Raw genomic sequence first — 25774 nt, forward strand, 5'->3', positions numbered from 1 at the left:
GATGAAGGCAATAATCCTTGCAGGTGGAAGCGGGACAAGGCTTTGGCCCTTGTCCAGAAGGAACTATCCCAAACAGTTTCTAAAACTAAACGGCGATAAGTCCCTTCTTCAGCAGACAGTGGAAAGATTGTCAGGTGCAGTTCAACTTGAGGACATTATCGTAATGACGAACAGTAATTATAAATTCCATGTGCTGTCAGACCTTCAGGCTCTTAACTCTAAACTCTCAACTCTGAACTCTAATATCATCCTTGAACCAGCGGCAAGAAATACTGCGCCTGCTATTGCGCTAGGGGTTAAATATTGTCTTGAAAGACTCGGCTGTGATTATGATGAAATAATATTCCTGTCGCCTTCAGACCACATCATCAAACCCAATGACAAGTTCACAGAATACCTTGCATCTGCAAAGGCTATTGCAGAGAAAGGCTATATAGTAACATTTGGGATAAAACCGGATAGACCTGAGACAGGATATGGATATATAAAAGTCAGAAGTCAGGAGCCTGCCCCCGCAGGCTTCAATCGGGGGTCAGAAGTCAGAAGTCAGGAATTCTTGAGAGTTGAAAGGTTTGTGGAAAAACCAGATGTAGAGACTGCAAGACGTTATTTAGATGAAGGGAATTACTACTGGAATTCAGGCATGTTTGCATTCAGTATAGGCACAATGATTAAGGAATTTGAAAGACATGCACCGGCAATAAGTAATATGCTAACTAAAAGTTTTGACGAGATGCTGTCAAACTTTAAGGATATGCCTGATGTATCCATAGACTACGCTGTAGCAGAAAAATCAAAGGATGTTGTAACAGTCCCCCTTGATTTATACTGGAATGACATTGGCTCATGGGATTCATTGTGTGATGTTATGGATAAGGATGAAGATGGAAATATCAAAAAGGGTGATGTTATTGCTATAGACACAAAAAATACCCTGATAATAGGAAATAAAAGGCTTATATCAACCATTGGACTTAATGACTGTCTTATAGTTGAAACTGACGATGCTGTGCTTATAGCAAGAAAAGGAGAGACTCAAAAGGTTAAAGATATAGTTAGAAAGTTAAAGGCAGATGGCAGAAAAGAGGCAGAAGAACATGTTACCACATATAGGCCATGGGGCAGTTATACAGTGCTTGAAGAGGGGGAGCGGTATAAGATAAAAAGGATTGTTGTTTACCCAAATAAAAAGTTAAGCCTGCAGATGCACCATCACAGGAGCGAACACTGGGTTGTTGTGAAAGGAACTGCACGGGTGACAGTTGGCGATATAAAAAGGACTATCCATGAAAACGAATCTGCATATGTCCCTAAATCAACTGTCCATAGACTTGAAAACCCCGGCAAAGTGCCTCTAGAGATAATAGAGGTTCAAAATGGTGAATATGTTGGAGAAGATGATATTGTGAGGGTTGATGATGATTATGGGAGACAAAAACTTACTTGACAGTATGCAACGGTATTTTGTATTCTAACAATCTTTAAATCAGTGTAAACCTAGTTAGAAAATCTGCAACTGTTTAGATTGTTAGAAATAACGGCTAAACATCATTGAAATTTGTAAGGGGATTTTATGTTTGATGGATTAAGTGATAGATTAAACAGTATATTTAAAAGGCTTAAGGGATACGGAAGGCTGTCTGAGGTAAACATTCAAGAGGCGCTCAAGGATGTCAGGATGTCACTTCTTGAGGCTGATGTCAATTTCAAGGTTGTAAAGGACTTTATTCAGAAGGTTAAGGATAGGGCAGTTGGCAAAGATGTGTTAGACAGCCTGACACCGGGGCAGCAGATTGTTAAGATTGTCAGAGATGAACTCACAGATATACTCGGCGGTACTGTATCATCTCTTAACCTCGGGACAAAACCGCCTGCAGTAATTATGTTAGTTGGGCTTCAGGGTTCAGGAAAAACAACCACAGCAGCAAAACTCGCAAGGCATCTGCGTGGGAAAGGCAGGAGACCCTATCTTGTTCCGGCTGATGTGTATAGACCTGCTGCAATCCTGCAGCTGAGGAAACTATCTAAAGAAATAGATATAGATGTGTTTGAAGACGATGCCTTTAAAATGCCTCAGGATATATGCCATGAGGCACTCAGGATTGCCAAAATAAAAGGTTATGATACTGTCATTATTGATACAGCAGGCAGGCTGCATATTGACAAATCCCTTATGGATGAATTAAAGGACTTAAAAGAAATACTAAATCCTAAAGAGATACTCTTTGTTGCAGATGCAATGACAGGACAGGATGCTGTGAACACAGCAGCAGGATTTAACAGCGATATTGACATTACAGGTGTTATTCTTACAAAACTAGATGGTGATGCAAGGGGTGGTGCGGCACTTTCTATGGTGACTGTCACCGGAAAACCCATAAAGTTTATTGGAGCAGGGGAAAAGGTTGATGCTATTGAGGTTTTCTATCCTGATAGACTCGCAGGCAGGATACTTGGTATGGGTGATGTCCTTACGCTCATTGAAAAGGCAGAGGCAGTAGTTGATAAAGAAAAGGCAAAGATTATGGAAGAGAAACTCCGCAAGAATTTATTTACACTTGAGGATTTTAAGGAGCAGTTAAGTCAGATAAAAAAAATAGGGTCTTTGGAGAGCATACTTTCAATGGTGCCTGGTTTTAAACAAATTAAGATGACCCGCGATGTTAATCCTGATCCTAAAGAACTTGTGAGGATAGAGGCGATAATAAATTCCATGACAATGAAGGAAAGGGTAAAGCCTGATATCCTTAATGCCAGTAGGAAAAAACGGATAGCAAATGGAAGCGGCACAACTGTTCAGGATGTTAATAAACTTATAAAGCAATATCTTCAGGCAAGACAGATGATGAAGAAATTTGCTAATATAGGTCCAAAGGCAATGACGGGGCAGGCATTAAAGGTTTTGAGGGGTGGCATGCCGTTTTAATGGTGTAACCACCTGAAATGTCAATGATTTCATGATAAACAAAAGGAGGTGATAAATAAAGTGGCTGTTAAATTACGGCTTACAAGGCTTGGTGCAAAGAAAAAACCATTTTACAGGATAGTGGCTGCGGATTCAGATTCTCCAAGGGATGGAAAATTTATTGAGGTTGTTGGCACCTATGACCCAAATAAGAATCCTGCAAAGGCTGACCTCAATGAGGGTCTTGTCCTGAAATGGCTTGATAGGGGCGCTGTTCCGACAGAGACTGTAAAAAACCTGTTCAAGAAGGCAGGCATTTTTAACAAAACATCTGGGAGACTATCAGCGTAACCTTTTTCTGATTGGGCTAATATAAACGCATTAAAACTAAACTTACGGAGGTGTAACGGTGAAGGAACTTATTGAGTATATAGCAAAGGCGCTTGTAGACCATCCTGATAAGGTAAGGGTCGGTGAGATCATGGGTGAGAATACCTCGGTCATTGAGCTCATTGTTGCAAAGGAGGACCTTGGTAAGGTGATAGGCAAGGAAGGCAGAACTGCACGGGCAATGAGAGTAATTCTCACGGCAGTGTCAACAAAACTAAAGAAGAGGGCAGTTCTGGAGATAGTTGAGTAAAAGATTGCCAACTGCTTTTTAAAAGATGTCCAAAAAACCTGCTGAAAACCTTTGTGAAGAGGGCGCAGACCTTGTTTTGATAGGCAGGGTTGTTGGTGTTCACGGCATAAACGGTGAAATAAAAATCTTACCTTATGGGGACCGTGAACAGAAGAAGTGGAGGGCAATCTATCTAAAAAAGAATGCCTTGCAGAAGAGGTATAGGATAAAGGGGATAAGACCTCACAAAGGTGTGCTGCTGGTCAGTCTTTACGGCTGTGATACCAGAAATGATGCAGACACATTGATAGATTCAGAGGCTTTAATAGAAAGGTCAGAATTACCAAAACTTCCAAAAGGTGAATATTATCATTTTGAACTTGAGGGCACCATGGTTTTTACTGAGGACAATACCTTTATTGGCACAATAGAAGGCATATTGTCAACACGGGGGGGTAGCGATGTTTATATTGTTAAAGGTAGTTCAGGTGAGATATTGGTTCCAGCAGTGGATAATATTATCGTAAGTATTGATACAGATAAAAAGAGGATGATTGTCAGACCGCCAGAAGGTCTCTTTAAGAAATGAGATTTGATGTATTAAGCATCTTCCCTGATTTTTTTAAGTCACCATTAAGTCAGACTATACTTAAGCGGGCTATAGAAAAAGGACTGATAAGTGTAAATATTAACAATATAAGGGATTATGCCTCTGGCAGGCATAAAAGTACAGACGACTATCCGTATGGCGGCGGCAAAGGGATGATAATGATGGCAGAGCCAATCATCTCTGCTGTAGAGGATATAAGGTCAAAGATTGAGAGCAAGGCTTCCCTTAAAATAATCCTTACTACGCCTCAGGGGAAATTGCTTGAACAGGGTATAGTAAGAAAACTTGCTGGTTTTAAAAATATTATAATAATATGTGGAAGATATGAGGGTATTGATGAGAGGGTAAGGACTATTCTAAATCCTGAAGAGATATCTATAGGTGATTATGTCTTAAGCGGTGGTGAACTCCCTGCTATTGTAATTATTGATGCGGTTTCCAGAAATATACCCGGTGTTGTTGGTTCAGAGGTATCGGTTGAGACAGACACATTTTCAGGAGGTCTTCTTAAATATCCTCAATGGACAAGACCCGAGGAGTTCATGGGTTTGAGAGTGCCTTCTGTACTTCTTTCAGGCAATCATAAGGAGATAGAAAGATGGCGAAGGCAAGAAACAATAAAGAAAACACTTGAAAAAAGACCTGACCTTCTGGAAAAGGCAGAGGTTTCAGAAGATGATAAAATAATAATAAGTGAATTAAAAAAGCAATAGGAGGAATTATGGGAATAATAGAGAGTATAGAAAAGGACTACCTTCGCACAGATATCCCTGAGTTAAGGATAGGAGATACAGCGAGGGTTAATGTCAGGATAAAAGAAGGGGAAAAGGAAAGGGTTCAGCAGTTTGAGGGGATAGTGATAAGTAAGAGGGGAAGTGGACTAAAAGCAACATTTACTGTCCGAAAGGTTTCTTATGGTATTGGCGTTGAAAGGACATTCCCGCTTCACTCCCCTGCCCTTGAAACAATAAAGGTCATAAGTCATGGGCAGGTTAGAAGGGCTAAACTTTACTATATCCGTAATCTCAAGGGTAAGGCAGCAAGGATTAAAGAAAAGGTGTAAGGACAGAGTCAAAGCTAAAAAATCATTCTCCACGGTACTCTGACTCTTTGACCCTCTGACTCTCCGACTCTAAGTATGATGAATTCCTATGAACTGGAAGCACTGAAAAATGGCTTCAAAATTATTGCAGGTGTAGATGAGGCTGGAAGGGGTCCACTGGCAGGGCCTGTGGTTGCTGCTGCTGTAATATTTCCTTTTGATGCCTGCAATAAACCTAGAGAGTTCCTCAATCTTGGGATAAACGACTCAAAAAAACTAACCCCTCTTAAAAGGGAAAATCTTTGCAATAAAATCTTTCAAAATGCCCGTTCTGTAGGAATCGGGATTGCATGGCCTGATTATATAGAACAAGTCAATATCAATGTTGCCACGCAGAAGGCAATGGTAAATGCTGTTTCTAAATTGATGCCGTCTCCTGATTTTCTGTTAATTGACGGCATTTATGGAATTCCATACAATATCAGTCAAAGAACAATTATAGGTGGTGATGCTGCCAGTGTAAGTGTGGCTGCTGCATCTATTATTGCAAAGGTTGCAAGGGATAGAATAATGAGCGGGTATCATAATCTACTGCCTGATTACAGGTTTGCAAAACATAAAGGTTATGGGACATTAGACCACTGTACGTTTATAGAAAAGTATGGTCCCTCTTCAATACACAGGAGGGGTTTCAAAGGCGTAAGAGAGCATACATGAATGATGCACGGATTACATTAGGGAAGACAGGGGAGTTGGCAGCCATTTCATTTTTACAGAGGCATGGTCTTAAGATAATAGAGCAGAATTATAAATGCCGGTATGGTGAGATTGATATTATTGCTAAGGATAAAGATATAATTGCCTTTGTTGAGGTAAAGACAAGAAAAAACCTTTCCTGCGGGATTCCTCAGATGGCGGTTGATTTAAGGAAACAGAGGCAAATGTCAAAGGTTGCATCACATTATATCAGATGCAGGAGGGCTGTAAATATCCCTGCCAGATTTGATGTTATTGCAATAAATCTTGCAGACGGACCTGCAAAAATAGAATATATAAAGGATGCCTTTGAAATGTGTCTTTAAAAATCAAAAAAATCAAAAAAATCTTGACAAATATTATGACAAATTAGTAGTATTCAACATCAAATTCTATATTCAGATAGAAATCTGAAAGGAGGTGAGATTTTAGATGAAGAGGATTTATAGTCTGATTGTTGTATTATTGTTAGTATCTCCTATGTTTCTTGCTGCTTCATGCGGTAAGAAGGCAGAGGAAACAAAGCCAGCAGAAACAGCAGCTCCAGCAGCACCTGCAGCACCAGCCCCAGAGGCAGCACCAGCAGCACCAGCCCCAGAGGCAGCACCAGCAAAGAAGTAACTTATATGCCGGGTATAAGATAGGGAAGGGAGAGGTAATTATTCATTCATTACTTTTTCTCTTTCCTATCAATATCTTCCTTTATTACCTTCTCGTATCCTATATCCTTTGGTCTATAATATCTTTTGTCTTTAAGTTTTTCAGGCAGATAATCCTGTTTGACATCTCTCTTTTCATAATCATGCGGATATTTATACCCCTTTCCATAACCGAGTTCTTTCATAAGTTTTGTCGGTGCATTTCTTATGTGCAGAGGCACAGGCAAACTGCCCTTTTCCCTTACATCTTCCAAAGCCCCAAGATACGCAGTATAAGAGGCATTGCTCTTTGGCGCTGTTGCAAGATATGCGACACCCTGTGCAAGCGGTATCCAGCCCTCTGGCATGCCGACAAAATCAAATGCGTCCTTAACTGAAATTGCAACCCTTAAAGCGTTTGGGTCAGCATTACCAATGTCTTCTGATGCGAATATTACCATCCTTCTTGCAATGAATAAAGGGTCTTCGCCTGCCTCAAGCATTCTTGCAAGATAATATAATGCAGCATCCGGATCGCTTCCGCGCATAGATTTTATGAATGCCGATATGACATTGTAATGCTCCTCACCGTCCTTATCATACAATAGCGCCTTTTTCTGGATTGCCTCATGGATTATCTCAGATGTAATATGTCTTGTGCCGTCTTTATCAGGGGCAGTAGTCATAACCGCTGCCTCAATTGTATTAAGGGCGCTCCTCCCATCTCCATGAGAGTATTCTGCAATTATATCTATTGCGCCATCTCCAATATTTAACCTGTATTTGCCTAAACCCATTTCCTTATCATCTATTGCCCTCTGGATAATCTTTTTAATATCTTCCTGCAAAAGTTGTTTTAAAAGCAGAACCTTGCATCTTGAAAGGAGCGGCGCATTCATCTCAAATGACGGGTTTTCTGTAGTAGCGCCGATGAGGGTTATTGTGCCGTCCTCCACATGATGAAGAAATGCATCCTGCTGGGATTTGTTAAATCTGTGGATTTCATCAACAAAAAGGATTGTCTTTCTCTTATGGTAAACAAATTCGTCTTTTGCCTCTTTTATGACCTCTCTTATTTCCTTTACACCTGAAAGGACTGCTGAAAATGATATAAACCTGCTCCCTGTTGACTCTGCAATTATATTTGCAATGGTTGTCTTACCTGTACCCGGAGGTCCCCAGAGTATTATTGAAGGGACATCTTTTCTTTCAATCAGATTTCTTAAAAATCTGCCCTTTGCAACAAGATGCCCCTGCCCTACAAATTCATCAAGGTTTTTTGGACGCATCCTGTCTGCGAGAGGCGCAGGCGGTCTTGCAGGCTCACTCGGTTTAACATCAAATAATTCCACGAATTTAATATAGCATAAAACCTAAAAATAGACATTGATTTTTGGGAAAACCTGCCTGTCTGCCGTGCCAACGGCACAGGCAGGCAAGTTTGTCCAATAGCGAGGTTTTTAATCGCTACTTTACGGATAAAATTTTGATTTTGAAAATACGCAGGCAATATGCTATCTTGCAGGAAAACTGAATTATTGGGAGGAATATTTTGTCAGGGCATATTATAGAAAATCTTGGGGATTGGAAAAGGGACGTTTACTGTGGAGATACAACTGCGCCTCATATCGGGAAAGAGATAATGCTTATGGGCTGGGTTCAAAGGCGGCGCGACCACGGGAACTTGATATTTATTGATTTGCGGGACAGGACAGGCATTGTTCAGGTTGTATTCAATCCTGAATTTGAAAAATTAGTCCACGAAAAGGCGCATCATATAAGAAATGAATTTGTCATCGCAGTTAAAGGCATTGTTTCAAAAAGACCGGCAGGCACTGAAAATCCTGATTTAAGGACAGGCGCGATTGAAGTCCATGTCAAAGAATTGAAGATTTTAAATGAGTCTCAGCCGCTCCCATTTCTTATTGAAGATGATATTGACGCTACTGAAAATATAAGGCTGAAATACAGGTATCTTGATTTGAGAAGGCCTGCCTTGCAGAAAAACCTTATCCTGCGCCACAAAATATGCAAGGTGGTGCGGGATTTTCTTTCTGATAAAGGAGGCTTCATTGAACTTGAAACGCCTATGCTTACAAAATCAACGCCTGAAGGCGCAAGGGACTATCTTGTGCCGAGCAGATTAAACCCCGGACATTTCTATGCACTGCCTCAGTCCCCGCAATTATTTAAACAAATATTGATGGTATCTGGCTTTGACAGGTATTTTCAGATTGTCCGGTGTTTCAGAGATGAGGACTTAAGGGCGGACAGACAGCCTGAATTTACACAGATAGACGCTGAGATGAGTTTTGTTGACAAGGAAGATGTAATGGACATAATGGAAAAACTCATTGCAGAGGTCTTTGAAAAGGCAGCGGATAAAAAACTTTGCCTGCCATTTCCAAGATTGACATACAAAGAGGCAATAAGCAGGTTCGGGCTTGATAACCCTGATACAAGGTTCGGGCTTGAGTTAAAGGATGTTACAGAGATTGTCCGAAATTCAGACTTTAAGGTATTCAAAGATGCTGTCCATAAACGCGGAATTGTCCAGATAATCAATGCAAAAAACTGCGCTGAATTTTCAAGAAAGGAACTTGATGAATTAACAGAACTCGCTGCAACTTACGGCGCAAAGGGTCTTGCGTGGGTCAAAATCACAAAAGATGGCTGGCAGTCGCCTATTGCAAAGTTTTTAAAAGATGCAGAAAAAGATGGCATTGTAAAAACCACAGATGCTGTTATAGGTGATTTGCTCCTTTTTGCTGCTGATGTGCCGAAGGTCGTGAATACAACGCTTGGCAGAATCAGGCTCAACCTTGCTGAGAGACTGAACCTTATACCAAAAGACACCTTTAATTTTGTATGGGTAACAGACTTCCCTCTCCTTGAATATGATGAAGAAGAAAAGAGGTTTGTTGCAGTCCATCATCCTTTCACAGCGCCTGTAGATGAGGATACTCCTAAACTTGATGTCAATCCCATTGAGGCAAGGGCAAAGGCTTATGACCTTGTCCTAAACGGCTCTGAAATCGGCGGCGGAAGCATAAGGATACACAGACAGGATATTCAGTCAAAGATATTTGACAAACTCGGCATATCAAAGGATGAGGCAAGGCTTAAATTCGGCTTTCTACTGGATGCCCTCGAATTCGGCACCCCCCCTCACGGCGGCATTGCATTCGGACTTGACAGGCTCTGCGCAATAATCTGCAATGCACAGTCCATAAGGGATGTCATAGCATTTCCAAAAACCCAGAAAGGCACATGCCTTATGACAGAAGCACCATCACTTGTAGAAAAGAAACAGATGGATGAACTGTTTATAAGATTAAAAACAGAGGTTCCCAAATAAAACATTCATGCCGACAAGTTGGCACAAAGGAGAATGAAAATATTATCAACCCCTCGGAGGGTATTTTCAAGTGAAAATCTCAGAGATATTTTTCAGTATACAGGGGGAGTCAAGTTATGCAGGGCTCCCCTGTATTTTTATAAGGCTTGCAGGGTGTAACCTGCGATGTGTTTACTGCGATACGGTTTATGCACAAGATATGGAGCAGGGCTATGAGATGCCTATTGATGAGATTCTGCATGAGGTAAAAAAATTCAAATGCAAGATGGTTGAAATAACAGGCGGCGAGCCGCTTATGCAGGATGAGGCCGTGCCTCTTATAAATAAACTATTTGCATTAAAATATAAAGTTCTTCTTGAAACAAACGGTACAATAAGTTTAAAAGGCATAGACAAACGGGTTGTAAAAATCATGGATATAAAAACGCCCGGAGGCGGATTTGCACAGGATTTTATGGAAGGAAATCTAAAATATCTTAAAAAAAATGATGAGATAAAGTTTGTTCTTATGGACAGAAACGACTATGAATGGGCAAAGGAAATTATAAAAAGATATTCCCTAGACAAAAAGACAAAGGTATTATTATCTGCTGCCCACAAGAAACTATCCCTTGATAAACTTTCAAAATGGATTTTAGAAGATGGACTGCATGCAAGACTACAGCCGCAGATGCATAAAATTATTTGGGGAGAAAAAAGAGGAGTTTAATTGTTATATGTCCTTGCATAAGTAAGATGTCATTGCGAGGATTTTTGTTCCGAAGCAATCTCTAATTATTTGATTTTATTGGAGCGGGCGACGGGATTCGAACCCGCGACCCCAACCTTGGCAAGGTTGTGCTCTACCAGCTGAGCTACACCCGCTTAAAGACAGTGAATAGTTATTAGTAAGTGGTGTTTAGTAAATACTAGACAAAAACTTTTTTACATTAATTCCTGTAAAGATTAATAATAACTTGTTTTAGAATTTATCATACTATATAATGCTGTCAAGATTTTTTTCTATCATATGGATAAATCCCAAGAGGAAATTCAGAAACCAAAAAACTGGTTTGAGAGTCTGGACTGTGCTATAGAGGGTGCTATCTTCGCTGTAAAGACTGAACGGCACATGAGGTATCACTATGTAATTGCTGCTGTTATCCTGCTGACAAGTCTTCTGCTGAATCTGACAACAACTGAATTTCTCATATTTGCCCTTTCCATAGTGCTGCTCTTATTTGCTGAGATGTTTAATACTGCAATAGAGCATCTGGGTAACATCATTTGGGAGAAACATCACATCTTCATAAAACAGGCAAAGGATATAGCAGCAGGTGCAGTTCTAATATCTTCTATTGGAGTTTTCCTTACATCTTATGTAATATTTTCAAAATATCTGTACCGTCCTGCTGAACTATTTCTAATAGGGGTAAAGACATTGTCAGGTCATATAGCAATTATATCACTGCTTTTCGTTTTTATTGCTGTTGTCTTCTCAAAGGCATATTTACATAAAGGAAGACCGCTTCACGGGGGTATGCCAAGCGGTCATTCTGCAGTTGCATTTTCTCTGTGGGTATCAATATCGCTTATTACAGTAAACCCTTTGGTGACAATTTTATCATTCGTTATGGCTGTCATGGTCAGCCAAAGCAGGCTCATTGGCCGCATCCATACTTTCTTTGAAGTATTTATGGGCGCTCTGCTGGGAGCAGGTCTCACATTTCTAATCTTTTACCTTTTTTCAAATACCCTCTGATGTCAAATAAATCAATAATAGCATCTGTTATATCAGGCACTATTATGATATTTGCATTCCCGCCTTTTGATATATGGGTTATAGGTTGGTTTGGCATGGCGCCTTTATTCTTTGCCATTTATGATAAAAAGCCGTTGCAGGCATTTGCACTGGGCTTTATCTGGGGCATTGTTTTTTTTCTCGGCACTGTTTACTGGGTTGTAAACTCAATGGTAAATTACGGTGGTGTGCCTGTATGGGCAAGTGTGCTGGCGCTTCTGCTTCTTGTAATTGTCTTAAGCCTTTACCCTGCTGTATTCGCTTATTTTACCTTTAGCCGTGAAAAGCATGCTTTTCACCCTTCAGCCTTTCGCCTGATTTTTATCCCTTTCCTCTGGGTCAGTCTTGAATTTGTGCGGACATATCTTTTTACAGGCTTTCCTTGGGTCTTACTTGGTTATTCACAAACAGCATTCCTCCCAATAATGCAGATTGCTGATATAACAGGTGTCTATGGTGTATCGTTTTTGATAATCATGGTCAATGTTTTTCTATTCAATTGCGGACTGCAGATTGCAGATTGCGGATTTAAAATTAAAATTTCTAAAATGGAATGGATTATAGTATTTTCGGTTTTAATCCTTGTCTTTGGTTATGGTCATTTAAGGATTGGACAGATTGATAATTTAACTAAAAACTGGAGGCAGATTAAGATAGGTATTGCCCAGGGCAATATAGATCAGGCGCAGAAATGGGACCCTGCACATCAGGAAGGAACGATAGATATTTACAGGCAGATTAGTATAGACATTGCACAAAATGAAAAGGACATTGACCTTATTATATGGCCAGAAACAGCCACACCATTTTATCTTCAGTCTGATGAAAAATTCGGTCCGCTTATCTTTGATATAGCAAAAACTCTGGCAGTAAACCTTATTACAGGAAGTCCTGCGCATGAGTATACATCTGATGGTAAAACTATAAATTACTATAACAGCGTGTTTCTGATTTCAAAGCAGGGAGGCATTGTCAATAGATACGATAAAGTCCATCTCGTGCCTTTCGGCGAATATGTCCCTTTTAAAAGATTTCTTCCATTTGAAAAACTTGTTGCAGGTGTCGGGGATTTCAGTTCAGGAAAAAACTTCAAGCCCCTTGCATTAAATAATGATGATACATTTGGCATCCTCATATGTTTTGAGGCAATATTTCCTGACATAGCAAGGCAGCTTTTGAAAAATGGCGCAGACTTTTTAATCACAGTAACAAATGATGCATGGTTTGGAAGGTCATCTGCACCATATCAGCACCTATCCCAATCATTAGTGCGGGCTGTTGAAGGCAGGACATTTTTAATCCGCTCTGCCAATACAGGTATAAGCGCAGTGATTGACCCTGTTGGAAGGATAAAGGTTAAAAGCGGACTGTTTACAAGAGAAGGTTTAGTAGATACAATATCATTAAAAGAAAGGTCTTTCACAACATTTTATACCCGATATGGCGATGTGTTTGCCATTGGATGCATATTCATCTCAATAGTTATATTTATTACTAATGCAAGAAAAAGGGGGCAGACTTGCCTATTGACATTTGCCCTCTTTATCTTCTCTATCACCTTTTTTACCTCTGCCGTCCCCTTTTCTTATTTTTCTTATTGGTCCCCTTTTCTTGTTTTCTTATTATCCTAACCTGTCTTCTAAATGTCAATAATGACAAAAATATTCTTGCTTTTAGCAATAATCTATCATATAAATTTTGTTCCGTATAATTCTTACTGCACTCTACACTTGGTATGGGTTTAAGTGTTAATCTGTATCAGGAGACAAGTCTGGAACGGCAGCAGCAACAAACAGTCAAAGGGAGGAAGTGAAGCAATGAGGGTTCTCATAAGCGACAGCATGTCTGACAAGTGCGTTGAGATATTAAAGAATGTTTCAGGCATTCAGGTTGATGTCAATACAAAACTAAAGCCAGAGGAATTAAAAAATATTATAAAGGATTATCACGGCCTTGTTGTAAGGAGCGCGACAAAGGTTACAAAAGAGATTATTGATGCTGCGGATAACCTTAAGGTTATTGGCAGGGCTGGGACAGGCGTTGACAACATTGACATAAATGCCGCGACAAAAAGGGGCATTGTTGTGATGAACACCCCGGGCGGCAATACAATAACAACTGCTGAACATGCAGTATCAATGCTCCTTTCCCTGTCAAGAAAGATACCGCAGGCAACAGCATCCATGAGAAAAGGCGAGTGGGAAAAGAAAAGGTTTGAAGGCACAGAGGTTACAGGAAAGACCCTGGGCATATTAGGTGTTGGGAATATCGGCAGTGTTGTTGCTGACAGGGCAATTGGCTTAAAGATGAATGTGATTGCATACGACCCGTTTATTTCAGAGGAGGCTGCTAACAGGCTTGGGATTGAGGTTGTATCATTAGACGCACTTTATAAAAGGAGCGACTTTATATCTATCCATGTGCCTTTGACAAACGAGACAAAAAATATGGTGAATAAAGATGCCTTTGCAAATATGAAAAAGGGCGTAAAACTCATAAACTGTGCCAGAGGTGGCATTGTAAATGAAAAGGATTTGGCTGATGCGATAAAAAAAGGCATTGTCTCAGGCGCTGCATTTGATGTTTTTGAAAAAGAACCGACGCCAGCAGATAATCCTCTTCTGCAGATGGAAGAGGTAATCCTGACCCCCCACCTCGGCGCTTCAACATTTGAGGCGCAGGAGAGCGTTGCAATTGCAATTGCAGAGCAGATTGCAGAATATCTTTCAAAAGGCACAATAAGAAATGCTGTGAATGTGCCGTCTGTGCCTACTGAACTATTGTTGACACTTGGGCAGTATATAACCCTTGCTGAAAAACTTGGTAGCCTTCAGGGGCAGATACTCAAAGGCGGGATAGAGGAGATAGTAGTTGAATATACAGGTGATGTTGCAAATTATGATGTTGCATCTGTTACCATATCAGCACTGAAAGGCGTCCTTGACCAGGTGCTTGACCAGCAGGTAAACTTTGTAAATGCCCCGTTTATAGCAAAGGAACGAGGCATAAAGGTTATTGAAACAAAAAGTTCCAGAACAATAGACTTTGCAAGCACAATTACAATAAAGGTTAAGACAAAGGAAAAGGAGAATCTTGTTGAAGGCGCCTTATTTGGCAAGAAGGATTTAAGGATAGTTAGAATAAATGAATTCTTTATAGATGCGGTTCCGGATGGTTATCTGCTGCTCCTCCATAATTATGATAAACCAGGGGTTATAGGCAATATCGGGACACTCCTCGGTAAAAGCAATATAAATATTGCAAGACTCCATCTCGGCAGAGAGTCTATCGGAGGTGAGGCTGTCTCTGTCTGGAATGTGGACACCCCTGTTTCTGAAAATGTTATGGGAAAACTTCTTAAACTTCCAAACATAATCTCTGTAAAGGTTGTAAGATTATAAAAAAAAGTTAAAGAGTTTAAGAGTAAAAGCAAAAACAGTTGAGGAGTTAAATACTCCTAATCCTAAACTATGGTTAGTCAACTAAACATATCCCTCCCGCAGGGTGTCCGTGATATACTCCCTGAAGAGGCTGAAAAGGCAAGGCATGTTGAGGATGCTGTAATTTCAGTTTTTGAGAAAAATGGATTTAAGCAGGTTATTACGCCGCTTCTGGAATATCTTGATGTTGTATTGCTTGGATTGGGCGCTGAACTAAAGGACAAGATATTTAAGTTTGTTGAGTCTGTTTCAGGTAAAATAATAGCCATAAGACCTGACATCACGCCGCAGGTGGCTAGAATGGTTGCCGCACGGATGAAAGATTATCCGCTGCCGCTCAAGTTGTGCTATAATGAAAACATTGTCAGATATGATGACCTTCGTGCAGGAACACCTGTAGAACTCCGTCAGATAGGTGCAGAATACATAGGTGAAGACTCTTCAAAGGCAGATGCAGAGATTATATCAACTGCCATAGAGGCGATGAAGAAGACGAAGGTAATGGGTTTCAAGATTGATATAGGGCATATAGGTTTTTTTAAAGGACTTATGGAGGATATTAAGGCTAACAAATCCATTGAAAAAAGTATCAGACGATCTGTGCTTATAAAAGACAGTTCGTCTTTAAAAGAGATACTGTCTTCTGTTAAAGATAGTGATTCAAAAAGAATCATTGCTGAACTGCCCTTTATGTTTGGCGGAAAAGAAGTTATAGGCAGGGTCAAACCTCTTGTGAAGGCAGAATCTGCCAGAAAGGCATTGGATGATATTGCAAAAGTTATTGAGATACTCAAGAAGAGGAAAATGGAACAGTATGTAACCGTTGACCTCGGTGAGGTAAGGGGTTTTGATTATTATACAGGCATAATATTTGAAGGCTTTGCAAAAGGTGTTGGCAAAGCACTGCTTCGGGGTGGACGATACGATAATCTCTTGGGAAAATACGGCTATCCATGCCCTGCAACCGGTTTTGCAATTAATATAGAAAGTGTAGCGGCAGCAATAAAAAAAGAGAATGGGGTTTAAATGTCTAAAAATGTAGTCATTGTCGGTGCCCAGTGGGGTGATGAGGGTAAAGGCAAGATAGTTGATATACTGAGTGAATACTGTGATGTAGTTGTCAGGTTTCAGGGTGGCAATAATGCAGGACATACCATTGTTGTTGGTGATGATAAGTTCATTCTCCATCTTATCCCATCCGGCATACTTACTCCGGGAAAGAGATGTGTTATAGGAAATGGTGTTGTTATTGACCCGGCAGTTCTTCTGGAAGAGATGGAAATGCTGAAAAAAAAGGGCTGCAATGTTAGCGAATCAAATCTCTTTATAAGTGAAGATAGTCATCTGATTATGCCGTATCATAAAGTGCTGGATATAGCAAGGGAACGGTTAAGGGGCAGTTCAAAGATAGGGACAACAGGCAGAGGGATAGGTCCTGCGTATGAAGACAAGGTTGCAAGATGCGGTATCAGATGCCGCGACCTCTTAAATAAAGATATATTCAAAGAGAAACTCAAGATAAATCTCATAGAAAAAAATAGTTGTCTAAAAGATACATTAGGTGAACACGGCTTTGAGGTAGAAGAAATTTACTGCCAATACATGGAATATGCACAAAGGATTGAGCGGTATATAACAAACACATCCATTTTTCTTGATAGTGCTGTTAAACAAAACCAGAAGATACTTTTTGAGGGGGCGCAGGGAACGCTTTTAGATGTTGACCATGGCACATATCCATTTGTTACATCCAGTAACACCGTAGCTGCACAGGCATCAACAGGAAGCGGTATCGGTCCCACAAAACTTGGCAGTATTTTGGGTGTATCAAAGGCATATACAACAAGGGTTGGAGAGGGACCATTCCCAACTGAACTTAAAGGTGAAGAAGGCAGCAGGCTCAGGGAAAAGGGGAAGGAATTTGGTGCAACAACAGGAAGACCTAGAAGGTGCGGCTGGTTTGATGCAGTTGCCTTAAGGCATTCAGTAAGGGTAAATGGACTGGAATCTGTAATAATGACAAAACTTGATATACTTGATGAACTTGAAGAGATAAAGATATGTGCGGGATATAACTATAATGGAACAATATTAGAAGATTTGCCCACAGATGTCCATGAATTAGGGAACTGCATACCTGTATCTGAAACACTGCACGGCTGGAAACAAGATATACAGTGGATTACCTCATTTGAAAAATTACCGAACAATACAAAGGAATATATAAAAAGGATTGAACTGCTGACAGGGGTTAGTGTGGTTATGATTTCTGTTGGTGCAAAGAGAAAAGAAGCAATAATGTTAAAAAATCCGTTTGAATGATTGTTAAGGAGAGATGTCCGAGCGGCCGAAGGAGCACGACTGGAAATCGTGTGTGCGCTAATACCGTACCGAGGGTTCAAATCCCTCTCTCTCCGCCAGATTGAGTTGAGAGTTAAGGAGTTATGGAGTTACTGTTTTTGTTTTTACTCCTAAACTCTTTAACTCCGAACCGTAGTTAATTGTGGTTAGTATTGATAGCCGGGTCTTGCGCAGCGGTTAGGTTGCGAACCCCGCCAGGTCCGGAAGGAAGCAACGGCAGTAACTCTATTCCGGGTGCCGCAAGTCTGCCTGGCTATCAATAATAACCACAAGATTATTTCAAATCTTAAATCTTAAATTTGAAATTACAAAATTATGTCCTATCTCGTACTTGCAAGAAAATGGAGACCACAGGTCTTTGAAGATGTTATTGGGCAGAGGCATGTCAGCCAAACCCTTCAAAATGCCATTACATCAAAAAGGGTTGCCCATGCATACCTTTTTTCTGGACCAAGAGGCGTTGGAAAAACAACCGTTGCCCGTATCTTTGCAAAGGCATTAAACTGTCTTAATGGCCCAGCCCCTGTTCCGTGCAATGAATGCCAGATATGCAGGGATATAACCCGCAGTTCCTCTGTTGATGTCCTTGAAATAGACGGTGCATCCAATACCGGCGTGGATAGTATAAGGGAACTACGGGAAACAGTTAAGTATCTTCCTTCTATGGGAAGATACAGGATTTATATAATAGATGAGGTGCATATGCTCTCAAATAACGCATTTAACGCACTTCTAAAAACCCTTGAAGAACCGCCAGCCCATACAATCTTTATGTTTGCAACTACCGAACCTCACAAGATTCCAAATACAATCCTCTCGCGGTGCCAGAGATTTGATTTTAAGAGGATACCGCTGAAAGATGTGCAAACACAGTTAAGGCATATTGCCGCATCAGAAGGCATTGATATAAGTGATACCGCGATTTTTCTTCTGGCAAATGAGTCTGAAGGTAGCATGAGGGATTCCCAGAGCCTCTTGGACCAGGTCATATCATTTTCAGGCAGTAAAATCTCTGATGAAGATGTTATGAATGCCCTTGGTATCATGGATAGAAAACTTTTGTTCCAGTTTGCTGACTCCATCATAAAAAGGGACGATGAGACGGTTCTGAATTTAATTGAAAATATATATAACTTTGGGTATGATCTTAAAAGATTTTGCCAGTCGCTCCTTGAGTATTTCAGAAATCTTGTTGTAATAAAGACAGTTAAAGATGGGAAGGATGTCCTTGATGTGCCTGATATTGAGATTCTAGAACTCCAAAAACTGGCAAAAGATACCTCTTTTTTAAATCTGCAAATGCTGTTTAACATCCTCTATCGCGGTTTTGAGGATGTTTCAAGGTCGGCACTGCCTCGTTTTATTTTTGAAATGACAGCGCTTCGCATGACACATATTGACTCATCTGAATCATTGACAGATATTATTAAAAAACTTGATACCCTGTCATCAGGAAGCACAGGAAAAGAAGAACAGAAAGTAAAAGGTAACAACAACTTGGCAGATGTTGTTTCTGATATGCCATATTCAAGTTCTAACAAGGAAATATCAGTTTTTGGTTTTAAATCGTCAGGCAGTAGCAGTGATTTGTGGAAAAAACTTGTTGCATTTATAAAAAAGAAAAAACCTGCACTGGCATCTCACCTTGAGTTTGCAGTGCCTGATGTGATTAATGAAAAAGATATTTCAGTAAGGGTCAAGGACGGCCATTACTATACATATCTTGTCAACAACAAGGATAACTTTTCAAAACTGTGTGAGGAGTTCTTTGGTAAACAGATGGTAATTGAGATAAGGGCAGGTAAAGATGAAAATGAGACTGTAAGTGCCAAAAATGAAACTATGGAAGACCCTATTATTAAGGATGCCTTGAAGATATTTGGCGGAAGGATTGTATAAAGATGTCTGATTACACAGATTACAAAGGCAGATTACGCAGATTAGAAAAGATTAGTTTTAAATCGGTGTAATCGTTTTTAAAAATCTGTGTAATCATTTATAGGGAGGATAGATGAAGAATCTGGGTAATATATTGAAACAGGCACAAAAGATGCAGGAAAAGATGGCACAGGTTCAGCAGGAACTTGCTGCCAAAACCATTGAATCTTCTTCAGGAGGCGGCATGGTTACTGCTGTTGTAAACGGCAAGCAGGAACTTGTATCTATAAAGATTGACCCTTCTGTTGTAAATGCCGATGATGTGGAAATGCTTCAGGATCTGGTTGCGGCTGCTGTAAACAGCGCTATAAAAAAATCACAGGAGATGATGTCTGAAGAGATGGGCAAGGTAACAGGGGGACTCAATATCCCTGGACTATTTTAAACTGTTTTTACCTTACCTTTGAGTTTTGCAATTTGATTTTTGAGTTATTTTTATATGGCATACTATGCAGAGCCGATAATGAGGCTTGTTCAGGAACTTTCAAGACTGCCGGGTATAGGAGAAAAGACCGCAACCCGTCTTGCAATATACATCCTGAATTCCTCTAATGGATACGCAGAGGCGCTTGTTAAAAGTCTTCTGGATGTAAAACAGAATATAAAGGCATGTTCAGTCTGTTTTAATATGACAGACAGGGACACTTGTTCAATATGCAGTAATACAGGAAGAAATCATGAGATTATATGCCTTGTTGAAGGCATAAACGACCTTGCTGCTATTGAAAAGGCAGGCAGATATAAAGGCACCTACCATGTCCTGCATGGCGTAATCTCTCCTTTAAAGGGTATAGGTCCTGATGATATAGGGGTAGCGGAACTGCTTAAAAGGGTTCATGCCGGAAATATTAAAGAGGTTATAATCGCAACAAACCCCACTGTTGACGGAGAGGCAACTGCCCTTTATATTACAAAGGTTTTAAAACCATCAGGCATAAAGATTACAAGGCTCGCAACAGGCATCCCAATGGGAAGCGATATTGAATATATAGATAGTGCAACACTTAGCATGGCAATAGATGGAAGAAGGGAGATATGATTTTTGGAGGTTGAAATGGCTGATTACACTGAGATAAGATGGCATGGAAGGGCACAGCAGGGCATTGTTACTGCGGCAAAGGTTCTGGCAGAGGCGGCATTATCCAGCGGCAAGTATGTTCAGGCGTTTCCTGAGTTTGGTCCAGAAAGGATGGGCGCTCCTGTCAGGGCGTTCAACAGGATTTCATCGGAACCAATCAGGATTCATGGACAGGTAACCAATCCCCATATCATCCTTATAGTTGACCCAACCCTTATAGGCACGGTAAATGTTACAGAAGGCACACCTCAAAATGCAGTATTTATCATAAATACCCCGAAACTACCTGATGAGATGAAGAAAAAACTATCACTGGGCAGCCATGCAAGGGTCTTCACCATTGATGCAAGCAAGATATCAATTGAGTGTATCGGCAGGCATATACCGAATACGCCGATGCTCGGTGCAATGGCAAAGGCAACAGGTGTAGTAAGTGTTGATGCACTGACAGATGACTTTAAAGAGAACTATGCAAAGAAATATAGTCCAAAGGTTATAGAGGGAAATATTAGTGCTATCAGGCATGGCTTTGAACAGGTAAGGGAGGGCTAGACGACATTCTGCGAATGTCGAATTGTAAATTGAAGATTGAAAATTGGGAATTTGAAAATGTTTATAAAATTTAAAATCTAATATTTACAATTTTCATTTTACAATTTGAGCGAAGCGAACAAAGGGAGGGCTGATGAAAAGGGGCTGGAAAGAGACGCCAATAAGGGGCATTATACTTGAGGCAGGCAGTTCCCATGATTATGCAACAGGCGGATGGCGGAAAATAAAGCCTGTCCTTGACAGTGCAAAGTGTATAGACTGTATGCTCTGCTGGGTCTTCTGCCCTGATTCTGCTGTTATAGTTGAAAATGGAAAGATGCTCGGCTTTGACCTTGAACACTGCAAAGGGTGCGGTATATGTGCAGAGGAATGTCCTGACAAGGTCAAGGCAATCACAATGCTTGCAGAGGAAGAAGAGGAGGAGATAGCATGACTGCAGAAAAAAAGGCTAAATGCTCTACAGGGCTTACAGGAAACATCGCTGTTGCCTATGCAATGAAGCAAATCAACCCTGATGTAGTCGCAGCGTATCCCATAACCCCTTCAACAACTGTTGTAGAAGAATTTTCCAGTTATGTTGCAGATGGCGCTGTTACCACAGAATTAATTACAGTTGAAAGCGAGCATTCTGCTATGAGCGCATGCATAGGCGCTGCTGCGGCAGGCGCAAGGGTTATGACAGCCACTTCTTCGCAGGGTCTTGCACTTATGTGGGAGATGCTTTATATCGCATCGGGCATGAGGCTTCCTATTGTTATGACATGCGTGAATAGGGCATTGTCAGCGCCTTTAAATATCCACTGCGACCATTCTGATTCAATGGGCGCAAGGGATTCGGGCTGGATTCAACTTTATTCAGAGACTGTTCAGGAGGCATACGATAATGTCGTACAGGCTGTAAGGATTGCAGAGCATGGGAATTTGCTGCTTCCTGTAATGGTCTGCCTTGACGGGTTCATCACAAGCCATTCCATTGAAAATCTCTGTGTCTTTGATGATGACACTGTAAAGGGTTTTATAGGTGAATACAAACTAAATCAGCCGTCGCTTCTGGATGTTGAACACCCCACATCATACGGCGCGGTAGCACTGCCTGATTCATATATAGAGAGCAGGAGACAACTGGCAGAGGCAATGATAAATGCAAAGGATGTTATAACGGATGTTGCAAAGGAGTATGAAAAGGTGTCAGGCAGGCATTACGGACTTATGGAAAGGTATATGATGGATGATGCAGATGCGGCAATAGTCATAATGAGTTCTGCTGCAGGCACAACAAAGGTTGCTGTGGATGAGATGAGGAAAAGGGGATTAAAGGTCGGGCTTTTAAAACCAAGGGTCTTCAGACCATTCCCATATATTGAAATTGCGGATGCCCTTAAAAATATAAAGTCTGTTGCAGTCCTTGACAGGGCTGACTCTTACAGTTCATTTGGCGGACCATTATTTACAGAAATCAGGTCATCTTTATACGAACTTGACAAGAGACCAAAAATCATCAGCAGGATTTTCGGTCTGGGCGGCAGGGAATATGGTGTTCAGGATGCTGTCAAGATATTTGAAGAACTTTTGAAAATAAAGGAAACAGGCAAGGTTGATAAATTGTATAACTATATAACTGTGAGGGAATAAATGGCTACTTTAAAAGAACTTACAGGTAAAAAGGAATTATTTGCAGGCGGGCACCGTCTATGTTCAGGGTGCGGCATACCGCCTATAGTAAGACTGATACTTCGGTCAACCGAGCACCCCATTGTTGCATCAACTGCAACAGGGTGTCTTGAGGTGGGCACCAGCATATATCCATATACATCATGGAGGATACCGTGGATACATAGTGCATTTGAAAACACTGCTGCAACCATCAGCGGGATTGAGACAGCATACAGGGCATTAAAAAAAAGAGGCAGACTTCCTGCTGATAAGGAAATAAAGTTTGTTGCATTCGGCGGTGACGGCGGCACCTATGACATAGGGCTTCAGGCTTTATCAGGTGCTTTGGAAAGGAGACACTCTTTCCTCTATGTGTGTTATGACAACGGGGCATACATGAACACAGGTATCCAGAGGTCAAGTTCAACCCCATTCGGTGCAAACACAACCACATCACCTGTCGGAGAGGTAATACCCGGAAAACAGGAATTCAGGAAAGACCTTACAAAAATCGTAATTGCCCACAATGTTCCATATGCGGCACAGGCATCACCGCATAACTGGAAAGACCTGAACAACAAGGCACAGAAGGCACTGGCAATAAATGGGCCTACATTTTTAAATATTATTTCACCCTGTCCGCTCGGCTGGTATACAAAGCCTGAAGAATCCATAGAGATTGCAAAGGTCGCTGTAGATACATGCTTCTGGCCGCTTTATGAAGTTGAAAACAGCATATTAAAGGTCAATTATAAACCAAAGGAAAAAAGAGCAATAGAAGACTGGCTCAAGATGCAGGGAAGGTTTAAGCATTTATTCTTACCGAACAACAAATGGATGATTGACAAATTTCAGGAATATATCAATAAAGAATGGGAAAGACTTTTAATGCTTGATGGAAAGCAGGTGTAAGTTTCAGATAAGAAGGTTTTTTTAAGTCCCCAAAAATAGACATTGATTTTTGGGGAAAGTCAAATAACCTTGACAATACCATCTTATCTGTTACAATCTGATATCCGATTTATGTGCCTAATATTTTTATTTTAACTATTTTTGCATAGAGGAGGGGGTGAAAAATGAATGCCGGGTATTAGGGTTAAAGACAACGAGTCATTTGAGAGTGCCCTTAAAAGGTTTAAAAAACAGTGTGAAAAGGCAGGGATACTCTCTGAGATTAAAAAACGGGAACATTATGAAAAACCGAGTGTAAAAAAGAAAAAAAAGACAATTGCAGCAAGGAAACGGGCTGCAAAGAAGGTTAAAAGAAGAGAGTTTTAAAGATGCCGCTAAGAGAAGATTTGATAAATCAGATGAATCAGGCTGCAAAGTCACAGAATAAAGGGAAACTTGGAACATTACGGTTTATTCTTGCAGCAGTAAAAAACAAAGAAATAGAACTTAAGAAAAGGGAAAGCGGACTATCTGACGAGGAGATTATTTATGTAATCTCCAGCATGATAAAGCAGAGGCTTGATTCTATTGAGCAGTTTCAAAAAGGGGGGCGTGAGGACCTTGTCCAAAAGGAATTAGCAGAACTTGCTATCCTTAAAACATTCATGCCCCCTCAACTCTCCAGAGAAGAGGTAATAACAATTGTCGAGCAAACTGCAGTCAATATAAATGCAGCAGGACTTCGCGACATGGGAAGGCTTATGAAAGAGGTAATGCCAAAACTTATCGGCAAGGCAGATGGGAAATTGATAAGTGATGCAGTAAAAGAGGTGCTAGCTTCATTGCAGCATTAACCGCCAATCACAGTTTCTAACCCTTCTATAATCTCTTTTATCCGTTCTGGCTTTATTTTCAAGGATGCCCTATTTACAATAAGTTTACTTGTAACCCTCATGATTTCTTCAACCTCAACAAGACCATTCTTCTTGAGTGTCTCACCTGTTGATACAAGGTCAACAATCCTTTCAGACAAACCAAGTATCGGTGCAAGCTCAATTGAACCATAAAGTTTTATAATATCAACCTGAATGCCTTTATCTAAAAAATATTTGAGCGTAATATTTGGATATTTGGTTGCTACCCTTATATGTGTCCAGTGGTGAGGATTATCCTTTTTGCCAAGTTCCTTTGGCTCTGCAACTATCATTTTGCAAAAGCCTATGCCCATATCAATGGGTTCGTAGACATCCCTGCCCTGTTCAAGGAGAACATCCCTGCCGACTATACCCATGTCTGCAGCACCGTATTCAACATAGGTCGGCACATCCTGTGCCCTTACAACCATAAATTTCACATTAGATTTTTTATCTTCAAAAATGAGTTTTCTGCTGTCATCAAGTATGCCCTTTACCTGTATGCCAATCTTTTTAAAGAGACTAACTGCCTCTTTCATTACCCGTCCCTTTGGCAAGGCTATTGTCAATGGTTCTTGTATTTTCTTTAAAGATTTCATATCTGTATTATTTGAGTATTAGTTGAGTGTGTAATTTAGCATGGTAGTGTCGTATTGTCAATCAATTGGAAAACCACCCAAAAATAGACATTGATTTTTGGGGAAACCACTGTAATTTAAAAATTTATGCATATTTATGTTGACTAGGATTGTTAAAAGTTGTATTAAATAGTTGTTAAGATATTATCCCTAATTATTGCTTCTTATTAACCCTTTTAACTTAATCCAGCGAGGTTAAGAAAGGGAGAATATGACAAATAGAATAACAAAAAAAGTATCCGATACCTCCTTGTCCAAAAGGGCTTGGGGGTATTTTTTTGTCTCAAACCCGAAGGCTTGAGTGGCTGTAACTCAAGGCTTTAGCCTTGATTGAGGAAAATATTATGACTAAAAAAAATGTGCTGGATACAAAGGGTGTAGAAAGGGCAATGGTAAGAATAGCCCATGAAATCATTGAGAAGAACAAAGGCATTAAGGATATTGTCCTGCTAGGTATTCCTACCAGAGGGGTTTATCTTGCCAAAAGGATAAATAAAATCTTGAAAAATGCGGAGGGAATTGAACTGCCTGTTGGCAGCGTTGATGCAACTCCTTATAGAGACGATATTGGAATTAAAAAGGAACAGCCTGCATTAAAGGA

The 25774-nt window shown here is 40.5% G+C and carries 29 protein-coding genes, 2 tRNA genes and 1 other RNA gene; 29 read left to right on the forward strand and 3 right to left on the reverse strand.

The window, feature by feature from the left end; all coding sequences use genetic code 11:
* The first annotated feature begins 1 nt into the window (after position 1).
* The 10 genes from HZC45_05310 to HZC45_05355 all read left to right on the forward strand — a co-directional run bounded on the left by HZC45_05310 (position 2) and on the right by HZC45_05355 (position 6553).
* On the forward strand, positions 2-1447 hold the full coding sequence (locus HZC45_05310; GenBank protein MBI5682568.1) for a mannose-1-phosphate guanylyltransferase/mannose-6-phosphate isomerase: 1446 nt from the start codon (positions 2-4) through the stop codon (positions 1445-1447).
* 126 nt (positions 1448-1573) lie between these two features.
* The gene (gene ffh, locus HZC45_05315) at positions 1574-2926 is read left to right on the forward strand and encodes a signal recognition particle protein (protein MBI5682569.1); all 1353 of its coding nucleotides are present in this window, start codon (positions 1574-1576) and stop codon (positions 2924-2926) included.
* A 60-nt stretch (positions 2927-2986) separates the two neighbouring features.
* Entirely contained in the window at positions 2987-3256 is a 270-nt protein-coding gene (gene rpsP / locus HZC45_05320; GenBank protein MBI5682570.1) for a 30S ribosomal protein S16, read from the forward strand.
* Positions 3257-3314: 58 nt separating this feature from the next.
* Positions 3315-3545 carry a KH domain-containing protein gene (locus HZC45_05325; protein MBI5682571.1) on the forward strand — a complete coding sequence of 77 codons (231 nt, stop codon included), beginning with the start codon at positions 3315-3317 and terminating at the stop codon, positions 3543-3545.
* Between the two features lie 25 nt (positions 3546-3570).
* Complete coding sequence (gene rimM, locus HZC45_05330) at positions 3571-4113, forward strand: 16S rRNA processing protein RimM (protein ID MBI5682572.1); 543 nt, start codon at positions 3571-3573, stop codon at positions 4111-4113.
* Positions 4110-4847, forward strand: coding sequence for a tRNA (guanosine(37)-N1)-methyltransferase TrmD (gene trmD / locus HZC45_05335; GenBank protein MBI5682573.1), 738 nt, complete (start codon positions 4110-4112; stop codon positions 4845-4847). Before rimM ends, trmD begins: the two co-directional genes overlap by 4 nt.
* Positions 4848-4855: 8 nt before the next feature.
* On the forward strand, positions 4856-5197 hold the full coding sequence (gene rplS, locus HZC45_05340; protein MBI5682574.1) for a 50S ribosomal protein L19: 342 nt from the start codon (positions 4856-4858) through the stop codon (positions 5195-5197).
* A 78-nt stretch (positions 5198-5275) separates the two neighbouring features.
* Positions 5276-5893, forward strand: a complete 618-nt coding sequence (locus HZC45_05345; GenBank protein MBI5682575.1) for a ribonuclease HII — start codon at positions 5276-5278, stop codon at positions 5891-5893.
* The gene (locus HZC45_05350; protein ID MBI5682576.1) at positions 5890-6258 is read left to right on the forward strand and encodes a YraN family protein; all 369 of its coding nucleotides are present in this window, start codon (positions 5890-5892) and stop codon (positions 6256-6258) included. Before HZC45_05345 ends, HZC45_05350 begins: the two co-directional genes overlap by 4 nt.
* A gap of 106 nt (positions 6259-6364) precedes the next feature.
* Positions 6365-6553, forward strand: coding sequence for a hypothetical protein (locus tag HZC45_05355; protein MBI5682577.1), 189 nt, complete (start codon positions 6365-6367; stop codon positions 6551-6553).
* 49 nt (positions 6554-6602) lie between these two features.
* Here HZC45_05355 and HZC45_05360 read toward each other — a convergent pair whose 3' ends face one another.
* A complete protein-coding gene (locus tag HZC45_05360; protein MBI5682578.1) occupies positions 6603-7859 on the reverse strand; it encodes a replication-associated recombination protein A in 1257 nt (418 codons plus the stop codon).
* Between the two features lie 275 nt (positions 7860-8134).
* Here HZC45_05360 and aspS point away from each other — a divergent pair, with 275 nt between their 5' ends.
* Both aspS and HZC45_05370 read left to right on the forward strand, forming a co-directional pair.
* Positions 8135-9928 (forward strand): aspartate--tRNA ligase, encoded by a 1794-nt coding sequence (gene aspS / locus HZC45_05365; GenBank protein MBI5682579.1) that lies wholly within the window; start codon positions 8135-8137, stop codon positions 9926-9928.
* Between the two features lie 70 nt (positions 9929-9998).
* Positions 9999-10637, forward strand: a complete 639-nt coding sequence (locus tag HZC45_05370; protein ID MBI5682580.1) for a radical SAM protein — start codon at positions 9999-10001, stop codon at positions 10635-10637.
* A gap of 79 nt (positions 10638-10716) precedes the next feature.
* On the opposite strand, the gene HZC45_05375 is transcribed toward HZC45_05370, so the two are convergent.
* A tRNA-Gly gene (locus HZC45_05375) sits at positions 10717-10792 on the reverse strand.
* Between the two features lie 145 nt (positions 10793-10937).
* Here HZC45_05375 and HZC45_05380 point away from each other — a divergent pair.
* The 16 genes from HZC45_05380 (at position 10938) to HZC45_05455 (ending at position 24475) form a co-directional block, all read left to right on the forward strand.
* Positions 10938-11669 carry a diacylglycerol kinase gene (locus HZC45_05380; GenBank protein MBI5682581.1) on the forward strand — a complete coding sequence of 244 codons (732 nt, stop codon included), beginning with the start codon at positions 10938-10940 and terminating at the stop codon, positions 11667-11669.
* Positions 11669-13339, forward strand: coding sequence for an apolipoprotein N-acyltransferase (gene lnt / locus HZC45_05385; protein MBI5682582.1), 1671 nt, complete (start codon positions 11669-11671; stop codon positions 13337-13339). The genes HZC45_05380 and lnt overlap by 1 nt, the downstream gene beginning before the upstream one ends.
* 186 nt (positions 13340-13525) lie before the next feature.
* The gene (locus tag HZC45_05390) at positions 13526-15109 is read left to right on the forward strand and encodes a phosphoglycerate dehydrogenase (GenBank protein MBI5682583.1); all 1584 of its coding nucleotides are present in this window, start codon (positions 13526-13528) and stop codon (positions 15107-15109) included.
* A gap of 69 nt (positions 15110-15178) precedes the next feature.
* Positions 15179-16174 (forward strand): ATP phosphoribosyltransferase regulatory subunit, encoded by a 996-nt coding sequence (hisZ, locus tag HZC45_05395; GenBank protein MBI5682584.1) that lies wholly within the window; start codon positions 15179-15181, stop codon positions 16172-16174.
* The gene (locus tag HZC45_05400; GenBank protein MBI5682585.1) at positions 16175-17470 is read left to right on the forward strand and encodes an adenylosuccinate synthase; all 1296 of its coding nucleotides are present in this window, start codon (positions 16175-16177) and stop codon (positions 17468-17470) included.
* A gap of 7 nt (positions 17471-17477) precedes the next feature.
* Positions 17478-17568, forward strand: a tRNA-Ser gene (locus HZC45_05405).
* Positions 17569-17666: 98 nt separating this feature from the next.
* Positions 17667-17767, forward strand: an RNA gene (gene ffs / locus HZC45_05410) — signal recognition particle sRNA small type.
* Between the two features lie 57 nt (positions 17768-17824).
* Positions 17825-19408: a DNA polymerase III subunit gamma/tau gene (gene dnaX / locus HZC45_05415; protein ID MBI5682586.1), complete on the forward strand. Its 1584-nt coding sequence runs from the start codon at positions 17825-17827 to the stop codon at positions 19406-19408.
* 112 nt (positions 19409-19520) lie between these two features.
* Positions 19521-19832 (forward strand): YbaB/EbfC family nucleoid-associated protein, encoded by a 312-nt coding sequence (locus tag HZC45_05420; GenBank protein ID MBI5682587.1) that lies wholly within the window; start codon positions 19521-19523, stop codon positions 19830-19832.
* A 54-nt stretch (positions 19833-19886) separates the two neighbouring features.
* Positions 19887-20486, forward strand: coding sequence for a recombination protein RecR (gene recR, locus HZC45_05425; protein MBI5682588.1), 600 nt, complete (start codon positions 19887-19889; stop codon positions 20484-20486).
* 15 nt (positions 20487-20501) lie between these two features.
* Complete coding sequence (locus HZC45_05430) at positions 20502-21077, forward strand: 2-oxoacid:acceptor oxidoreductase family protein (GenBank protein MBI5682589.1); 576 nt, start codon at positions 20502-20504, stop codon at positions 21075-21077.
* 130 nt (positions 21078-21207) lie between these two features.
* Positions 21208-21510: a 4Fe-4S binding protein gene (locus HZC45_05435; protein MBI5682590.1), complete on the forward strand. Its 303-nt coding sequence runs from the start codon at positions 21208-21210 to the stop codon at positions 21508-21510.
* Entirely contained in the window at positions 21507-22709 is a 1203-nt protein-coding gene (porA, locus tag HZC45_05440; protein ID MBI5682591.1) for a pyruvate ferredoxin oxidoreductase, read from the forward strand. Before HZC45_05435 ends, porA begins: the two co-directional genes overlap by 4 nt.
* Positions 22710-23642: a pyruvate ferredoxin oxidoreductase gene (locus HZC45_05445; protein MBI5682592.1), complete on the forward strand. Its 933-nt coding sequence runs from the start codon at positions 22710-22712 to the stop codon at positions 23640-23642.
* Between the two features lie 168 nt (positions 23643-23810).
* The gene (locus HZC45_05450; GenBank protein ID MBI5682593.1) at positions 23811-24008 is read left to right on the forward strand and encodes a 30S ribosomal protein S21; all 198 of its coding nucleotides are present in this window, start codon (positions 23811-23813) and stop codon (positions 24006-24008) included.
* Between the two features lie 2 nt (positions 24009-24010).
* On the forward strand, positions 24011-24475 hold the full coding sequence (locus tag HZC45_05455; protein MBI5682594.1) for a GatB/YqeY domain-containing protein: 465 nt from the start codon (positions 24011-24013) through the stop codon (positions 24473-24475).
* Here HZC45_05455 and HZC45_05460 read toward each other — a convergent pair.
* Complete coding sequence (locus tag HZC45_05460) at positions 24472-25116, reverse strand: ATP phosphoribosyltransferase (GenBank protein ID MBI5682595.1); 645 nt, start codon at positions 25114-25116, stop codon at positions 24472-24474. The genes HZC45_05455 and HZC45_05460 overlap by 4 nt on opposite strands.
* 401 nt (positions 25117-25517) lie before the next feature.
* Between HZC45_05460 and HZC45_05465 the strand changes: the two genes are divergently transcribed.
* Positions 25518-25774: bifunctional pyr operon transcriptional regulator/uracil phosphoribosyltransferase (locus HZC45_05465; GenBank protein ID MBI5682596.1), on the forward strand; the 257-nt coding region annotated here is incomplete at its 3' end.

This window comes from Deltaproteobacteria bacterium (assembly GCA_016223005.1).
Classification (GTDB): Bacteria; Desulfobacterota; GWC2-55-46; order UBA9637; family GWC2-42-11; genus JACRPW01.

What these genes read in the sequence shown, in the direction of transcription:
- HZC45_05310 (MBI5682568.1), top strand. Translation starts at nt 2, where the DNA reads ATGAAGGCAATAATCCTTGCAGGTGGAAGCGGGACAAGGCTTTGGCCC.
- ffh (MBI5682569.1), top strand. Translation starts at nt 1,574, where the DNA reads ATGTTTGATGGATTAAGTGATAGATTAAACAGTATATTTAAAAGGCTT.
- rimM (MBI5682572.1), top strand. Translation starts at nt 3,571, where the DNA reads ATGTCCAAAAAACCTGCTGAAAACCTTTGTGAAGAGGGCGCAGACCTT.
- trmD (MBI5682573.1), top strand. Translation starts at nt 4,110, where the DNA reads ATGAGATTTGATGTATTAAGCATCTTCCCTGATTTTTTTAAGTCACCA.
- rplS (MBI5682574.1), top strand. Translation starts at nt 4,856, where the DNA reads ATGGGAATAATAGAGAGTATAGAAAAGGACTACCTTCGCACAGATATC.
- HZC45_05345 (MBI5682575.1), top strand. Translation starts at nt 5,276, where the DNA reads ATGAATTCCTATGAACTGGAAGCACTGAAAAATGGCTTCAAAATTATT.
- HZC45_05350 (MBI5682576.1), top strand. Translation starts at nt 5,890, where the DNA reads ATGAATGATGCACGGATTACATTAGGGAAGACAGGGGAGTTGGCAGCC.
- HZC45_05355 (MBI5682577.1), top strand. Translation starts at nt 6,365, where the DNA reads ATGAAGAGGATTTATAGTCTGATTGTTGTATTATTGTTAGTATCTCCT.
- HZC45_05360 (MBI5682578.1), bottom strand. Translation starts at nt 7,859, where the DNA reads ATGCGTCCAAAAAACCTTGATGAATTTGTAGGGCAGGGGCATCTTGTT.
- HZC45_05380 (MBI5682581.1), top strand. Translation starts at nt 10,938, where the DNA reads ATGGATAAATCCCAAGAGGAAATTCAGAAACCAAAAAACTGGTTTGAG.
- lnt (MBI5682582.1), top strand. Translation starts at nt 11,669, where the DNA reads ATGTCAAATAAATCAATAATAGCATCTGTTATATCAGGCACTATTATG.
- HZC45_05390 (MBI5682583.1), top strand. Translation starts at nt 13,526, where the DNA reads ATGAGGGTTCTCATAAGCGACAGCATGTCTGACAAGTGCGTTGAGATA.
- hisZ (MBI5682584.1), top strand. Translation starts at nt 15,179, where the DNA reads ATGGTTAGTCAACTAAACATATCCCTCCCGCAGGGTGTCCGTGATATA.
- HZC45_05400 (MBI5682585.1), top strand. Translation starts at nt 16,175, where the DNA reads ATGTCTAAAAATGTAGTCATTGTCGGTGCCCAGTGGGGTGATGAGGGT.
- dnaX (MBI5682586.1), top strand. Translation starts at nt 17,825, where the DNA reads ATGTCCTATCTCGTACTTGCAAGAAAATGGAGACCACAGGTCTTTGAA.
- HZC45_05420 (MBI5682587.1), top strand. Translation starts at nt 19,521, where the DNA reads ATGAAGAATCTGGGTAATATATTGAAACAGGCACAAAAGATGCAGGAA.
- recR (MBI5682588.1), top strand. Translation starts at nt 19,887, where the DNA reads ATGGCATACTATGCAGAGCCGATAATGAGGCTTGTTCAGGAACTTTCA.
- HZC45_05430 (MBI5682589.1), top strand. Translation starts at nt 20,502, where the DNA reads ATGGCTGATTACACTGAGATAAGATGGCATGGAAGGGCACAGCAGGGC.
- porA (MBI5682591.1), top strand. Translation starts at nt 21,507, where the DNA reads ATGACTGCAGAAAAAAAGGCTAAATGCTCTACAGGGCTTACAGGAAAC.
- HZC45_05445 (MBI5682592.1), top strand. Translation starts at nt 22,710, where the DNA reads ATGGCTACTTTAAAAGAACTTACAGGTAAAAAGGAATTATTTGCAGGC.
- HZC45_05450 (MBI5682593.1), top strand. Translation starts at nt 23,811, where the DNA reads ATGCCGGGTATTAGGGTTAAAGACAACGAGTCATTTGAGAGTGCCCTT.
- HZC45_05455 (MBI5682594.1), top strand. Translation starts at nt 24,011, where the DNA reads ATGCCGCTAAGAGAAGATTTGATAAATCAGATGAATCAGGCTGCAAAG.